Source organism: Chryseobacterium indologenes (genome assembly GCA_016025055.1).
GTDB classification, from domain to species: domain Bacteria; phylum Bacteroidota; class Bacteroidia; order Flavobacteriales; family Weeksellaceae; genus Chryseobacterium; species Chryseobacterium indologenes.
This window is the reverse complement of sequence record CP065590.1, coordinates 2,446,731-2,462,559: the sequence shown is the minus strand read 5'-3', so window position 1 is coordinate 2,462,559 and position 15,829 is coordinate 2,446,731. Positions and strand designations below refer to the sequence as shown.

Here is a 15,829-nt window from a genome sequence, read left to right as displayed (position 1 = left end):
ATTTGTATATTTGATTAGCACAAAAAATTAAAAAAAATAAACTATGAAAAATAAAGGATGTCTGGGCGCCGGAACCATTGGTATTGCCCTCCTTATTATTGTTGCAGTTCTATTCTTTTGGGGAAAAAGCGGATATAACAACTTTGTAACCAAAGAACAGAATGTGAACACAAAATGGTCTAATATTGAGACTGTATATCAGAAAAGAGCGAATCTTATTCCTAACCTTGAAAGAACGGTAAAATCTTACTCAAAATTCGAGCAGGAAACGTTAACACAAGTTGTTGAAGCACGTTCTAAAGCAACATCAATCAACATCGATCCTACCAATATGACCGATGCAGATATTGCAAAATTCCAGGCGGCACAAGGAGAATTATCCGGAGCATTAAGCCGTTTAATGGCTGTAGTGGAGTCGTATCCTAACCTAAAAGCAGATCAGCAGTATATCAACTTCCAAAGAGAATATACCGCTATTGAAAACAGCATCAGAACTGAAACGGTTTACTATAACGAAGCTGCCCAGGATTATAACACCTCGATCAAAACGTTCCCCAATAATATTTTGGCGAATTTTACCAACTTTAAAGAAAAACCTTATTTCAAAGCTGAAGCAGGCGCTCAAAAAGCCCCTGAAGTATTCAAATAATGAGTAAATTCCTTACCAATCAGCAAATCGCTTCCCTTGCGGAAGCGATTCAGTCGGCAGAAGACCATTCTACGGGAGAAATTAGAGTTCATATTGATTCTAATACGGAAGACCAGCATGCTAAAACGGCATTTGAAGTCTTCAAAGAACTTCGTATGGATAAAACTACCGATAGGAATGCGGTGCTTTTTCATGTCAATTTTGAAAAGAAATATCTGACTATTATAGGAGATCTCGGGATCCATGAAAAAGTGCATCAATCATATTGGGATCATCTGCATGACTATATTACGGCTGAATTTGCAAAAGGAAATTATTATAAGGCATTAAAAAGTGCCATTCTTGAAACAGGTCTTGAACTCAAAAAATATTTTCCTGTAGAAGGAGAAAACCCAAACCAACTCCCGAATGAAATTACGTTCTCTTAAAATAGTATTTTCATTTTTACTGATCTGCTTTTACACCATTGTATCAGCACAATATACCGTACCTGAAAAACCGGCAGTACTCTATCCCGTTTTTGATGAAGCCAATCTTCTTTCCCAACAGGAGAAAGATGAGCTTAATAATAAACTGATCAAATTTGCCGATACTACCTCAACAGAAATTGAGGTAGTGATTATCAAGTCTACCAAAGGCGAAGATGTCAATTTCCTGGCAACCATGTTCGGTCAAAAATGGAAAATTGGAAAAAAAGGGGTCGATAATGGTGTCGTATTTCTGATTGCTACCGAAGACAGAACCATGTCTATCCAGCAAGGAAGAGCAGTAGAGCAGTATCTGACGGCTTCCGTAGCAGGGCAGATTCTGGACTATATTGTTACTCCAAACTTTAGAAAAGGAGACTGGTACGCAGGAATCAATGGCGGTACATCAGCCATTATGGAAGCGGTGCAGGGAAAATTTAAACCTGTAGCCACTACAGCACCTTCCGGTAATGGAAGTGCTCTTAAAGTACTCGTTATCGCCTTTATCATTTTTATCATTATTGCCATCCTGTTTGGCAACAGAGGAGGCGGACGTGGTGGTGGCGGAAATTATGACGACGATGATGATGTCATTATCAGCCGAAGAGGGCGCAGAAATTATCCCGGTGGTTTCTTCCCTTTCCCGGGCAGTTTCGGAGGCGGTGGCTTCGGTGGAGGAAGCTCCGGAGGTGGCGGAGGTTTCGGTGGCTTCGGAGGCGGAGGTAGCTTTGGCGGAGGCGGAGCATCCGGTGGATGGTAATCTTTGAACAATGATAACAATACATAAACAGATCAGGTCTTCACGGCCTGATTTTTTATTTAAAACCTTAAAATAACCTGTTTTATTTGATTTATTTTAACATTAAATTGATATTTACATGTTGAAAAATTAATAAACCCGTACAAATTCATTCTTTTATTCAAAAATTTATCATTATATTTACTGAAAACAGGATTTATGAAGAAGACATTAGTAGTATTTGCACACCCTTATCTGGAGCACTCTAATTCGAATGTGGAGCTCATTAACTTCTACGTTCGGCACCAGCATTATACTTTACGCGATCTTTATGAAGAATATCCTGATTTTCATATCGCAGCCTTCAGAGAAAGAAAACGTTTAGCCAACTACGACCGGTTTGTTTTCCAGTTTCCTTTAATATGGTTCGGAATGCCTCCTTTGCTCAGATTATGGATTGATGAAGTTTTTGACAGAGACTGGCTGCAGCCCGGAAAATACAACCCGCTGGAAAATAAAGAAGTCTACATTCTGATTACCACCGGCGGAAAAGAAAGGTCTTTCAGTAAAACAGGTACCTATCAATATACCGTTGACGAGTTGATCAGCGGCCTTATTGTTTCATTAAAAGTTTTCAAAGCAGATATTAAACATATCAAAATTGTTTACGAAGCTAATAAGTTGTCTAAAAAAGAAATTATTTTACATAAAAAGAGTTTACAGAACTACTCAATCAATAGCATATGGAGTCCAGCTTAGCGATGAACACATTAATTTTCTTAGGTGTAGCCATTATTATGGTTCCACTGGCCAGAAAATTGGGTTTAAGTTCTGTAATCGGTTATATTTTAGGAGGAATTATTATTGGTCCTTATGTGTTGAAATTGACAGGACATAATGTAAATGACATCATGCACGCCAGTGAATTTGGTGTTATTATGCTGTTATTCCTGGTAGGACTTGAACTTGAGCCCCGGAAATTCTGGGAAATGCGAAAAAGATCATGGGATTAGGCCTTACTCAGATGCTTCTTACCATTTCTTTACTTTTCCTTGTATTCATCACCGTTGGCTGGAGAATAGATAAAGCAATTGCTGTGGCCATGTGCTTTGCTTTGTCTTCCACAGCTATCGTTCTTCAAACCCTGCATGAAAAAAACAACCTGAAAACAATGGCTGGCGAAGCATCGTTTTCAACTTTATTATTCCAGGATATTTCTGTCATCCCTATTTTAGCCATACTCCCTATTGTTGCTAATTATAAGGCAAAACATCATGATAATGAAATTCAGATCCTGATTCAAAAACTTCCGGAATGGCTTCAGGCCGGGACAGTAATTTTCGGAGTGGCTTTACTCATCTTATTGGGTAGATATGTATTCGTTCCTTTTTTACGGTATGTTTCAAAATCGGGAATGACCGAGCTATTAACAGCTTCTTCCCTATTTCTAGTAATCGGAGTTTCTGAGCTGATGATTGTGATCGGACTTTCACCTGCACTGGGAGCTTTCCTGGCGGGAGTGATGCTCGCCAACAGCGAATTCCGCCATGAGCTTGAAGCGCAGATCGATCCTTTTAAAGGCTTATTACTGGCTGTATTTTTTGTAAGCGTAGGCTCAACGATAAATTTCAATATCATTCAGCAGGATCCTCTTTTTATTTTCACTACCGTTTTTGCTGTCGTAACAATAAAATTTGTAGTCTTGTACATCATCGGAAAGTTTTTCAGAATGGATAATCCGCAAAGCTTGTTTTATGCATTTGCCCTTTCGCAGGTGGGAGAATTCGCATTTGTCCTCATCAACTATGCTTCCGATCTTTATCTGTTAAGTCCCGAACTTAATGCTCAGTTAATGGCTGTAACTGCTATCACGATGTGTATCACTCCTATTCTACTCATTGTCAACGATAAATTTATCACCCCGAAATTTATCAGGGAAATTCCTGAAGAGGAGCATGATTTTAATATTCTTGACAGTGACATTAGCCAGAAGAAAATTATAATTGTAGGATTTGGGCATTTCGGAAGTACTGTAGGCCGTCTTCTGAAAGCCAATAAAATATCAGCAACCGTGCTGGACAGAGACTCCGACCGTGTGAAATTGTTAAGAAGTTATGGTTTTAAAGTCTATTATGGGGATGCCACAAGAATTCCCATTTTACGAGCGGCCGGTATTGAAGATGCTGAAATACTCGTTTTATGCCTTGATGACCCTGATGATAATATGTTTATTGCAGAACTTGTTCGTGAACATTATCCGAAGGTAAAGATTTTTGTGCGGGCGAAAAACAGAATCGACGCGTATGAATATCTTAACAACGGAATCAATCATATCTACCGTGAAACCTTAGGTACTGCCGTTGATATGGCTATTGACGTCCTTCATGAAACGGGAATGAGAAAATATGCGGCAAGGCGTCTGGGGCAAAGGTTTATGGCTATTGATAAAGCTTCGATCAGAAAGCTGGCAAAATCGAAAGAGGAAGATGATATTGAATTATTTACCACAAAAGAAATCCTCCAACGGGAGGAGGAATTACTTGCTTTTGATAATCTTAATTTTGATACTAAAAATTGGGAGGATTCCTCATCAACCGAAGAAGAAGATGAGGAAGATTCCCAGGGTTAATTTATTGAATGCTTACGCTTCCGCCACTGCTTTCGTCTTTACTTACGTTTTTCAGTTCGCCTTTTTTAGAAATATCAACGCTTCCACCTGATGATGCTGACGCCTTTACAGAAGACACCGCGCTCAACTGGACACTTGCACCACTGGAAGCATCAGCTTCTACATTGTCTGCAATAACCTGCTGGGCAGAAATACTACTTCCTGAAGAAGCACTCACGTCTGCATGTTTTGCTTTTCCTGAAATATCAATACTTGATCCGGAAGACGCCTCAATATCAAGGTTTACCGCCCAGACCTTTCCACTGAAATTACTGCTGCTGCCTGCATTGATGTTAAAATCATTCGCCTCAAGATCACCGGAGACACTTCCCGCACTTGACACCTCAATATCCGTTTTTTCCTGGGTAAATTTATCTTTTACGGTAATTTTTGCCGCAGAATCGGCTCCAAGTTTCGAAAAATCTTTAGTATAAATTTTCGCGCTTACATTATTGATATTCATCACTCTGATTCCTCTTTTATAATGAATATGGAGCTTTCCCCCTTCATTATCTACAAGAACTTCGTTGATTATACTTTGAGGAGCTGAAATAACTACTTTCTCAGTTTCCGACTTGATCACCTCTGCATCAATAGCCTGTGAAACCTGGATTTCATCAAATTCTCCGGTAAATTCTTTCTGCTGCATCGGGCCGCTTTCTTTATTGATTACTTTCTCTACCCATCCGCTTTTTTCTCTGTTTTTCTTCTCATGTCTTTCGTTACATGAGGCCAATACCACTAAGGCTGAAAAAATAAAAAGAGTCCTTGTTTTCATGTTTATTATCTTTTATAGATTATTTTCTTGCTATTTTAATATTAAAACAACTAATGTATGAAAAATATTACATCAGTACCGAAAGACTATGTAAGTATTCAAAATTAACTAATAGTCTGGCATGTATTCACTTAAAAAATATATTTCTGTTTCTTTATCTTAATTCGATTTACAAAATAAGTCCTATACAGTAAGTTTTTAATATCTTTATGCTTTAATAACAACTATTTTATGAAGAATATTTCATCGGTATTATTAATTTCTGCCTTGGCGTTCAATCAATCTTGTACTACAATGAAAAAAACCGATACTCAACAGGAAATTCCTGCTCCTGACCCGTCTTTATCTTCTAATCCGTTTATGAAGAAAAGCAAGCTTCAATACGAAGCTCCGGAATTTGATAAAATTAAAAACGAACATTTCAAACCGGCTTTTGATTTTGGTTTAAAACAACATGCTGCTGAAATTGAAAAAATTGCCAACAACCCGGCTTCTCCTACTTTTGAAAATACAATTGTAGAATTGGAAAAAAGTGGCGAAGTTTTGAAAAGAGCAATCATTGTTTTTTCGAATCTTACAAGTGCTAATACCAACCCTACATTACAGGCATTAGATCAAGAATATGCACCAATTTTTGCTGCACATTCCGATAAAATGTACCTGAATGAAAATCTTTATAAAAGAATCAAATCGATCAAAGAAGACGGATTAGATTCTGAAAGTAAAAAGCTTCTTCAATATTACAAACAAAATTTTGAGATTGCAGGTGCTAATCTTTCAACGGCTGACAAAGAGAAATTAAAGCAATATAACCAGGAACTTGCCTCTCTTTCTACTCAGTACTCCAATAAATTACTGGAAGCAAGAAAGCAGGGAGGGGTATTCTTTGCTGATGCAAAGGAACTTGACGGGCTTTCTGCAGATGAAATCGCTGCGGCTGCAGCTGATGCTAAGACTGCAGGACAACCTGGAAAATATCTTCTGGCTTTACAGAATACTACGCAACAACCTCTTTTGCAAAATTTAAAAAACAGATCCACAAGAGAAAAACTTTTCAAAGCTTCGTGGACGCGTGCTGAAAAAGGTGATGCCAATGACACCAGGGAAACCATTGAAAAACTGGCTAAACTTAGACTGAAAAAAGCACAGATCTTAGGTAAAAAGAATTTCGCAGAATGGAAATTACAGGACCAGATGGCCAAAACTCCTGAAGCTGCTACTAAGCTAATGAATCAGGTGGCTACTCCGGCTGTAGAAACAGCAAGACGTGAGGCAAAAGATATTCAGGATCTGATTGATCAGCAAAAAGGAGGTTTCAAAGTAGAACCTTGGGACTGGAATTTCTATGCAGAGCAAGTAAGAAAAGCAAAATTCGACCTTGATGAGAGTGAAATAAAACCTTACTTTGAAATCACTACGGTTTTAGAAAAAGGAGTTTTCTTCGCAGCAGAAAAATTCTACGGACTAACGTTCAAAAAAAGAACAGATCTTCCGGTTTACCATCCTGATGTTGTAACCTACGAGGTTTTCGATCACGACGGTAAATCGATTGCTATTTACTATCTTGACTTCTACACCAGAGACTCTAAAAACGGTGGAGCATGGATGAGCAATTTCGTTGAACAGTCTTACTTAATGGGTACAAAACCTGTCATCGTAAACTGCTACAACTATCAGAAACCGGCTCCGGGAAAACCTTCATTAATCAGTTTTGATGATGTTTCAACAATTTTCCATGAATTTGGACACTCGATCCACGGGATGTTTGCAAGTCAGAAATACCCTTCATTATCCGGAACTAACGTACCGAGAGACTTCGTGGAGTTCCCGTCACAAATTAACGAGCATTGGGCACTGGATCCGGTTGTACTGAAAAATTATGCCGTTCATTACGAAACAAAACAGCCGATTCCGCAAACATTGGTAGAAAAAATAAAAAAAGCATCAACATTCAATCAGGGATATATGACCACTGAATTGATCTCTGCTGCTGAACTTGACATGGACTGGCATACAGTAAGCGATGAAAAGCAGTTTATTCCTGTTTTAGATTTTGAAAAACAATCGTTGGCAAATCACGGATTCAATTTAGCAACAGTTCCGCCGAGATACCATACTCCTTATTTTGCTCACATCTGGGGAGGTGGCTATTCAGCAGGATATTACGCTTACTTATGGTCTGAAACTTTGGATAATGACGCATGGGAGTGGATTAAAAACAATGGCGGCTTAACAAGAGAAAATGGAGACCGTTTCAGAAAATATATTCTTTCCGTAGGAAATTCTGTAGACCTTAACCAGGCATTCAGAGATTTCACAGGACATGATCCGGACATTAAGCCTCTACTAAGAAACAGAGGATTTATCAAATAATACAATCAGAAGCATTCTTTTTAGAGTGCTTCTTTTTTGTTGAAATATTAATTTCATAGAAACAGGTACATCATAAAGGCTTACCCGAACATCTCAGTTGTTGAGAGGTTATAATAACTAAAGCCCATTTCTATTGATATTTCTTATTTTTGTGGCTCGAAATTAAAATACAACCTATGAATTGTCCCTGCTGCTCAGGAAAAAGTTATGAAGAATGCTGCAAACCTTATCATACAGGAGAAAAGCATGCGCCAACTGCTGAAGCCTTAATGCGCTCCCGATTTTCTGCCTTCGCTGTTCCGAATGGAGAATATTTAATGGAAACTACCCTTCCGGGCAAAAGAAAGTACCACAACAAACAGGATCTTCAGGAATGGGGCGAAATCAATGAGTGGACAAAACTGGAAATCATCCAGACGCCCGCATTAAACCATGTAGAGTTTAAAGCGTATTACACAGATCAGGACGGCCATCCTCAGGTTCATCATGAGTTTTCTGTTTTTCAAAAAATGCATGAACGCTGGTATTATGTTTCAGGAGAATTTTTAGATTAATATAATATGAAGAAGAGTTTTATTTACACAGTATTGATGCTGGTTTGCGGTTTCGCCTTTTCCCAGGCTCAGACCGCAGATGACAAAAAACAGATCACGGCTGCCGTTACGGATATTTTAAAAGGCTTCCAGACTAAAAACGGAGAACTTATGAACAAATATGTAGACAAAAACTACGGAATAGGCGTTCTTTTTAAAAGTGGCGGTAATCTTGGGTTTGTATCGAATGAAGATGTGGATTTCAGTATGCCATTAGGTTATATTTCAAAAGCATGGACTATCAGAAATCAGTTTCCTATCCAGTTTGATTCAGCTTACGAGTATGATTCAGAAAGCAAAAAATGGAAAAAAGAGGGATTATTTGTTCAGTCCAACTCTGATGCAGTGAATGAATATGCAGATCAATTCCCTGATCAGTATTCTGTAAAAGATCAGACGATTTTTAAAATTAATTCTGATGCTAAGAATGTAGTTTTTGTAACGCTTGCCGAGAATACTAAAGAGAAAGCTCCGATCAACGGATTCAGGTTTGTGATGACTAAGATCAAGGGAAAATGGGTTCTTACGTTTATTGATGTAACGGAATATAATGCGGAATAATGTGGATAATCATCACGGTGTAGGCCACTCCGCCAAATCGTAGATTGACATCCCGGAATGCCAAGGCATTGTTTGGCTGACATAAACCATAAAAAACCACAGCTGAAGCTGTGGTTTTTACAAATGTCCCGAATACCGGGCATTTTTATTTTTTAGTGACCTTCAGTTCCGTCAATTCCGTGTGCATGTCCGTGAGACAATTCTTCTTCTGTTGCCGGACGAGTGCTTAGCACTTCTACCTGGAAATCTAATACTTTACCTGCCATTGGGTGGTTAAGATCTGCTACAACAACCTCCGGAGTTACTTCTACTACAAACGCCTGGAAGTTATTTCCCTGGTTGTCTGATAAAGGTAAAATCGCCCCGATCGGAGGAGTACCTGATTCTTTAAACATCTCGATTGGCAATTGTGCGATAGCATCAGGTTGTCTTTCACCGTAAGCTTCTTCCGGCTGAATTACAAAAGCAGCTTTATCACCAGCTTTCAATCCTAAGATATTTTGCTCAAATTTTGGAATCATCATTCCCACACCGTACAAGAATGTAAGTGGATTTTCTGTTGTTGTTTCTTCTACAAGAACTTTACTTCCATCCTCTTCGATGGTGTGAAGAATGTATTTTACAGCTACAACGTGATTGTTTTCAATTGTCATATTATTCTTTTTTGTCGTGAGCTCTTTCACGATTAATGGTACAAAGATACTGTTTTTGAAATGATTTGATCAGGTTGAAAGACGGGAGATGGAAGAAGGAAGTTATGAGGGGCATAAAGTACACCACATCTGTTTTTTAACTTCCAAAAATTCATTTTTACTAATTTTAAAAATAAGTTACAAGGCGGAAATAATTTCCAGCTTTCGCCCTTTATTTACTATTTCTGTTTTCTTCTCTCTTCTTCTGTCTTAGTACAAACAGATATAAACTTTCAACTTTTGTCCTTGCCCATGGTGTTTTTCGTAAAAACTTAAGGGAAGAACTGATACTCGGATGATCTGTAAAGCATCTGATATTGATCTGCTCACCCAATTTCTCAAAGCCTTCGTAGTATTCTACCAATTCTTCGAGAATGGCATCGAGTCTTTTTCCGTGTAAGGGATCTTTTGATTTTTCTTCCATAACGCAGTAAAATTAAAACATTTTATCAGACTTACCGACTAAAATTGTTTCGACTCTTAATCTTTAGTATTTTTGATGAAGCGATGGCTTACCCATAAAGTTATCCGTATCAAAAATATGAGCAAAAACAACGAAGCAAACAGGAAAAAGAATAAAAAGATGATCGACCAGAAAAAACGGAAAACACAAAATGCTGAAGCAGAAAGAAAAGCCCGTTTAAAGCAGATTCTGGAAGATTTTAAAGCAAAAGAGGGCGATCAAAAATAATCCATCCTTCATTACTAAACATCCTGGTTTTGAAACTGTAAAATTGTCTAAGGTTCAAGCAGATTCTTTTGACACAGGTGTAGATCCCGATGAAGTAAGGTAAGCCGTAATTTTAACAATACAACTTCATTTATCTTTGGATATTGACTGTTAACAATGATAATTTTTTATGAAAATTCTGCATACTGCCGACTGGCACTTAGGAAAAAGACTGGATCGCTTTTCGCGTCTCGAGGAGCAAATATTGGTGATAGAAGAAATCATCGGCATTGCTGATGAAGAAAATGCAGATCTTATCCTGGTGGCCGGAGATCTCTTTGATGCCTTTAACCCCGGCGTAGAAGCTGTGGAACTTTTTTATAAAACCCTGAAACGTTTATCCAAAAACGGACAACGTCCTGTCATTGCCATTTCAGGAAATCATGATTCACCGAACCTCATCAACGCACCTGATCCATTGGCCAGGGAATGCGGAATTATTTTAATCGGACATCCCAAAACAGTCATACAGCCTTTTGGAACAGAATATTTCAGCATCCTGAACTCCCGGGAAGGCTTTATAGAAATGAAAATCAATACCATTGATTTTCCGGTACGAATCCTTCACACCCCTTATGCCAATGAGATCCGTTTAAAGGAATATTTTGGTGAGAATAAAGAAGAAGAAATCAACAAAGTCCTTGCCCACACCTGGAATGAGCTTGCAGAGCAGTTTTGTGATGATGCAGGGGTCAATCTGCTGACGGCTCATTTATACATGAATAAAAAAGGAAATGAAATTCTGGAAGAACCGGAGGGGGAAAAACCTATTAAAATAGGAAATGCTGATCTTATTTTTTCGGATAGTATTCCTGAGCAGATTCAATATACGGCATTAGGACACCTTCATGGCTTTCAGAATATAGGAACCAGAGAAAAACCTGTGGTTTATTCTTCTTCTCCGTTATGTTACAGTTTCAGTGAAGCAGGTCAGATAAAATATGTATCTATTATTAATGCAGAGCCGGGAAAATCTGTTACCTATGAGAAGAAAGCTTTGAAAAGCGGAAGAGCGTTGGTACGGAAAACATTCACTTCAACAGAAGACACCATTAAGTGGCTTAAAGAAAATCCTGATACCTTTATCGAGCTTACTTTAGAAAGTGAAACTTTCTTAACCGCTGATGAAAGAAGGCTTATCTATCAGTCTCACAACGGAATTGTGTATCTGATCCCGAAAATTAAAAATAGAGAACTCATAGAGCCTGAAAATCACGAAATTAATCTGAATCAAAATATAGAAGCATTATTTAAAGATTATTTTAAATCTAAAAACGGAGGCCAGGAGGCTAATGAAGAATTGATGAATTTGTTTAATGAAATTTTAAATGCCTGATCTATGATTCCAGTAAAATTAACAGTTGAAGGTTTATATTCTTACCAGGAACGCCAGATTATTGATTTTAAAAATCTTACGGAAGGCGGTTTATTCGGTATTTTCGGGCCGGTAGGTTCCGGAAAGTCTTCGATTCTTGAAGCCATCTCATTTGTGTTATACGGCGAAACGGAACGTCTGAATATGCGTGATAAGAGGGCGTACAACATGATGAATTTAAAATCAAACAATTCTTATATCGAATTTGATTTCATCAATTTTGAAAATAAACAGTTTCGTGCAACCAGGGATTTCAGACGTAATTCCAAGAAATTTGACGATGTAAAGCCTTATTCCGTCACTTTTTATGAAAATATTGATAACAAATGGGTTCCGCTGGATCATTCCAATGCGGAGACGATCATTGGGCTAAGTTATCCTAATTTCAAGCGAACCATTATCATTCCACAAGGTCAGTTTAAAGAGTTTCTTGAACTTGGTGCTGCAGAAAGAACCAATATGATGAAGGAGATCTTCAGTCTTCAGAGATTTGATCTCCAGAATAATGTTTCTTCCCTGAACGTCAGAAACAGGTCCGAACTGGATCAGCTTGAAGGACAGCTGAAAGGTTTTGAAGAAATCAGTGAAGAAAAGATTCAGCAGCAAAAGGAATTTTTAACAGAGGAACAGAAAAAACTCACTCAGGTCAATGAGAAACTGGAACAGGTATCCAATACTTATCAACAGCTAAAGAATTTAAAAACCGACTTTGAAAGCCTGCAACAGAACAGAGAAAATTTCGCTGAGCTCTCTCTCCAAAAACCCATGATTGATGCGCTGGAAATTAAGACCGATCTGTACGACCGCGTTTTCAGGGTTTTTAATCCTTTGATTATTGAAAAAAACAAGCTTTCAAAAGAAATAAAAGATCAGCAGACGGAAAAAGAAAACCATGTGAAGGTTGTGCAGGACACTGAAAAAAAGTTCAATGCTGTCAAAGAGCAACTGATTATTCTTGAGCCCCAATTTAAATCTTTGGATCAATCCAGAATACAGGAAAACGATCTGAATCTAATTGTCAATATTCTCAAATTTTCTGAAGAGATCAAAGTACTCAATGAGCGTACGCAGAAGGGTTCAGAAAAAGTAACGGAAGTAGAGACAAAAAGAGAAAGCAACCTTAAAAAGATTACAGAACTTACCAAAAGTCTGGTGACTTTAAAAGAGCAAAAGCTTGACACCGCTCTTCTTTCTCAAATTGGCAACTGGTTTATTCAACATAAAAATTTACAAAAATCCCAGCTTGAGCAAACGGAAAAAACTGAAAAACAACAGAAACAGGTTCATGGCGTCGCTGAAGAATTAAAGGTTTTTCCTTACCACAAAAATTATCAGGAAAATTTCAGAACGCAGAAAGAAAGTCTTGAAAGTAACAAAAAACAATGGGTTCAGAAGCTAGACCATTTAAAAATACAAAAAGAACTATCCCGTTTTGCCAGTGAACTTCAAAACGGAGAATCCTGTCCTCTTTGTGGTTCTAAGGAACATCCCTATATTGTGGAATTTCACGATGTACATATGGAAATGCAGGAAACCCAGGAAAAGATAAATGCTCTTGATGAGCAGCTTCAGAAACTTCAGAAACAGGAAACGGAAATCGAAAAAGTTCTTGATAGAAAAAAGATTTTTGAAGATCAGCTTATCAACGAACAAACGACGTTACAAGCCATTCAAAAAGATCTGGAGAATCATATTCAGCTTTTTATCTGGAAAGAGTTCAGCCCTGCACGTGAGGAAGAATTTGATAAAAAACGCCAGGATTCTTTTGCCGTAGAAAAAAGATAGAAGAAATAGAACGGAACATTACCGCGGAACGTGAGGAAACCGACAAAGAAAACAAGCTCTTAGAAAAATATAAATCGGCGCTGGAAGCCTTCAGACTGGAAGAAGCGACGAAACAGGAACAGATTAACATAAGCCGCTCGGGACTTAAAACTCTGGACTGGAATCTTTACCAGCATAAAACGGTTCAGGAAGTTGAAGAAGCTTATCAGAAGTTGGTTCAAAGCAATAAAGAAACCGAACAGAATTATCAGGCAGCCGTTGAACAGGAAAAAATATTGGCTCCCGTGCTGGCAGAACAAAAAGCCATTGTTAGTCAGACTGAAAAACTGATCATGACGCTTGAAAAAGAGATCGATAATCATCAGAAGGCTATAGCCGGCTCTTTAAAGGAGCATCAATTTGCAGATTTCAAAGAAGTTGAACATATTCTTTCTCAGGAAATCAATATTGAGCAGTCAAGAGCTCAGATCCAGAAGTTCAAAATCGATTTCCAAACCCTGAAAAAAGTGATTGAAGGATTGGAACTCAAACTCAAAAATCTTTCTTTTGACAATGAACAGTTTTCCTTGGCAGAAAAGCAATATAATGACGTGAAAGCTGAAGTTCAGCAGGTCAATGATTCTGTCGTTACAATGACATCTGAAATTCAGCGTCTGGAAAAAGAATATGCTAAAAAAGAACAACTTTTAAAAGATCTTGCAGCTCTTCAGAAACGTGCTGAAAATTTAAAACTGATGGTCAATCTTTTCAAAGGAGCCGGTTTTGTACAATACGTTTCTTCTATTTATCTGAGGCAGCTCTGTGACCATGCTAATGTGCGTTTTCACAGAATGACCCGGAACCAGCTGAGTCTGCAACTCAATGAAAATAATGATTTCGAAATCATCGATTACCTCAACGAAGGCCGCAGCAGAAGTGTAAAGACCCTATCGGGAGGTCAGGCATTCCAGGTATCACTGAGCCTTGCACTGGCATTGGCAGAAAGTGTACAGGCGAATGCACAGGCAGACAAGAATTTCTTTTTTATCGATGAAGGTTTCGGGACGCAGGATACGGAGTCTGTCAATATTGTATTTGAAACCCTTACCAATCTGATCAAAGAAAACAGAATCGTGGGAATCATCTCGCACGTGGAAGAGCTTAAAGAAAAAATTCCTACAGCGCTTACCATTATTAAAGATGAAGAAAGAGGTAGTTTGATCGGAATTGGCTAAACAATAAATTTTAAAAACGCAAAAGTCACAAAAGTTTTATCTGAAAAATACTTTTGTGACTTTTGTGGTTGAATAATCTCTTTAATTATAAGTGCTGAACCAAAGGCTTTACTTCATTCCCGAATAGCTCGATGGATTTCATCATTATATCATGGGCAGGATCGCCGATATCCATATGCCCGATAAACCTCGTGATCCCGAAAAGCTCTTTCATATAAGCAATTTTATCTGCAACTTCTTTCGGACTTCCGATAAATAAAGCTCCATCTTTACTTCTTCCTCCGTCATACTGCATTTTAGTATAAGGAGCCCAGCCTCGGGAAGCCCCTACCCTGTCCATCTGGGATTTATAATTGTGGAAATATCCGTCTACAACATTGGGATCATCACTTACAAAAGTGTGTGAATGAACTGCAATCTGCATTTCAGCCATATCATGCCCTGCCTTTTCGTATTCCTGCTTATAAAACTCAATCAGGTTTTTAAACTGGATCGGCATTCCTCCAATGATGGCTACCACTAAAGGCATTCCTAATTGAGCAGCATTCAAAACAGATTGTGGCGTCCCTCCTACTGCTCTCCAGATCGGAAGTTTCCCGTCATTTTTTGCTCTCGGGTAAACAGTCTGATTCTGCATTGGAGCACGAAGCTTTCCTGACCAGCTTACGTTTTCTTCAGAATTGATTTTTAACAATAATTCCAGTTTCTCGTCAAAAAGCTCTTCATAGTCGTTCAATGAATATCCATATAAAGGAAAAGATTCTATAAAGCTTCCCCTTCCCACGAATATCTCCGCTCTTCCATTGGAAATAAGATCCAGTGTGGCAAAGTCTTCATAAACTTTTACCGGTTCCGAAGAACTCAAAACAGTAACCCCACTTGCTAATTTTATATTTTTTGTAATACCGGCTGCCGCGGCCAATACCATTTCCGGAGAAGAAACGGCATAATCCGGGCGGTGGTGTTCTCCCATTGCAAATACGTCAATTCCTACCTCATCCATTAATTTTACCTGATCCAATATTTCATGAATCTTAGTTCCGGCATCTCTATATTTTCCGGTGGACTGGTCTAATGCCAGATCTCCAAACATTCCTATTCCTAATTCCATATTGTTGATTTTAGTACTACAAAAATAGCGCTATGAAATATCATATGCATTGATGTTTGATAAGAACGACGACCATATGTTTACACACTAAAAG

14 protein-coding genes and 2 pseudogenes are annotated in these 15,829 nt (G+C 38.2%); 12 read left to right on the top strand and 4 right to left on the bottom strand.

Going from position 1 to position 15,829, the window contains the following annotated elements; translation table 11 throughout:
* Window positions 1-43 precede the first annotated feature (43 nt).
* From H3Z85_11210 to H3Z85_11190, 5 genes and pseudogenes are all read left to right on the top strand, one after another.
* A complete protein-coding gene (locus H3Z85_11210) occupies window positions 44-649 on the top strand; it encodes a LemA family protein (protein QPQ50131.1) in 606 nt (201 codons plus the stop codon).
* A complete protein-coding gene (locus H3Z85_11205) occupies window positions 646-1,077 on the top strand; it encodes a TPM domain-containing protein (protein ID QPQ53877.1) in 432 nt (143 codons plus the stop codon). The genes H3Z85_11210 and H3Z85_11205 overlap by 4 nt, the downstream gene beginning before the upstream one ends.
* Complete coding sequence (locus H3Z85_11200; protein ID QPQ50130.1) at window positions 1,058-1,876, top strand: TPM domain-containing protein; 819 nt, start codon at window positions 1,058-1,060, stop codon at window positions 1,874-1,876. Before H3Z85_11205 ends, H3Z85_11200 begins: the two co-directional genes overlap by 20 nt.
* A gap of 198 nt (window positions 1,877-2,074) precedes the next feature.
* Window positions 2,075-2,595 (top strand): annotated as a pseudogene (locus H3Z85_11195) (NAD(P)H-dependent oxidoreductase).
* A gap of 3 nt (window positions 2,596-2,598) precedes the next feature.
* A pseudogene (locus H3Z85_11190) lies at window positions 2,599-4,484 on the top strand (cation:proton antiporter).
* A gap of 1 nt (window position 4,485) precedes the next feature.
* Here H3Z85_11190 and H3Z85_11185 read toward each other — a convergent pair.
* Complete coding sequence (locus H3Z85_11185; protein QPQ53810.1) at window positions 4,486-5,301, bottom strand: DUF2807 domain-containing protein; 816 nt, start codon at window positions 5,299-5,301, stop codon at window positions 4,486-4,488.
* 231 nt (window positions 5,302-5,532) lie between these two features.
* Here H3Z85_11185 and H3Z85_11180 point away from each other — a divergent pair, with 231 nt between their 5' ends.
* From H3Z85_11180 to H3Z85_11170, 3 genes are all read left to right on the top strand, one after another.
* Window positions 5,533-7,674 (top strand): M3 family metallopeptidase, encoded by a 2,142-nt coding sequence (locus H3Z85_11180; GenBank protein QPQ53809.1) that lies wholly within the window; start codon window positions 5,533-5,535, stop codon window positions 7,672-7,674.
* A gap of 176 nt (window positions 7,675-7,850) precedes the next feature.
* Window positions 7,851-8,228: a YchJ family protein gene (locus tag H3Z85_11175; protein QPQ53808.1), complete on the top strand. Its 378-nt coding sequence runs from the start codon at window positions 7,851-7,853 to the stop codon at window positions 8,226-8,228.
* Window positions 8,229-8,234: 6 nt separating this feature from the next.
* Window positions 8,235-8,828 (top strand): hypothetical protein, encoded by a 594-nt coding sequence (locus H3Z85_11170; protein ID QPQ53807.1) that lies wholly within the window; start codon window positions 8,235-8,237, stop codon window positions 8,826-8,828.
* A 152-nt stretch (window positions 8,829-8,980) separates the two neighbouring features.
* Here H3Z85_11170 and H3Z85_11165 read toward each other — a convergent pair whose 3' ends face one another.
* Window positions 8,981-9,481, bottom strand: coding sequence for an FKBP-type peptidyl-prolyl cis-trans isomerase (locus H3Z85_11165; protein ID QPQ53806.1), 501 nt, complete (start codon window positions 9,479-9,481; stop codon window positions 8,981-8,983).
* Window positions 9,482-9,692: 211 nt separating this feature from the next.
* Window positions 9,693-9,944, bottom strand: a complete 252-nt coding sequence (locus tag H3Z85_11160) for a DUF2132 domain-containing protein (protein ID QPQ53805.1) — start codon at window positions 9,942-9,944, stop codon at window positions 9,693-9,695.
* Window positions 9,945-10,061: 117 nt separating this feature from the next.
* Here H3Z85_11160 and H3Z85_11155 point away from each other — a divergent pair, with 117 nt between their 5' ends.
* The 4 genes from H3Z85_11155 (at window position 10,062) to H3Z85_11140 (ending at window position 14,624) form a co-directional block, all read left to right on the top strand.
* On the top strand, window positions 10,062-10,211 hold the full coding sequence (locus H3Z85_11155) for a hypothetical protein (GenBank protein ID QPQ53804.1): 150 nt from the start codon (window positions 10,062-10,064) through the stop codon (window positions 10,209-10,211).
* A gap of 169 nt (window positions 10,212-10,380) precedes the next feature.
* Window positions 10,381-11,586, top strand: coding sequence for an exonuclease subunit SbcD (gene sbcD / locus H3Z85_11150; protein QPQ53803.1), 1,206 nt, complete (start codon window positions 10,381-10,383; stop codon window positions 11,584-11,586).
* Between the two features lie 3 nt (window positions 11,587-11,589).
* Complete coding sequence (locus tag H3Z85_11145) at window positions 11,590-13,410, top strand: SMC family ATPase (GenBank protein QPQ53802.1); 1,821 nt, start codon at window positions 11,590-11,592, stop codon at window positions 13,408-13,410.
* Window positions 13,411-13,622: 212 nt separating this feature from the next.
* Window positions 13,623-14,624: a hypothetical protein gene (locus H3Z85_11140; protein QPQ53801.1), complete on the top strand. Its 1,002-nt coding sequence runs from the start codon at window positions 13,623-13,625 to the stop codon at window positions 14,622-14,624.
* Between the two features lie 85 nt (window positions 14,625-14,709).
* On the opposite strand, the gene H3Z85_11135 is transcribed toward H3Z85_11140, so the two are convergent.
* Window positions 14,710-15,735 carry an LLM class flavin-dependent oxidoreductase gene (locus H3Z85_11135; GenBank protein QPQ53800.1) on the bottom strand — a complete coding sequence of 342 codons (1,026 nt, stop codon included), beginning with the start codon at window positions 15,733-15,735 and terminating at the stop codon, window positions 14,710-14,712.
* Window positions 15,736-15,829 lie beyond the last annotated feature (94 nt).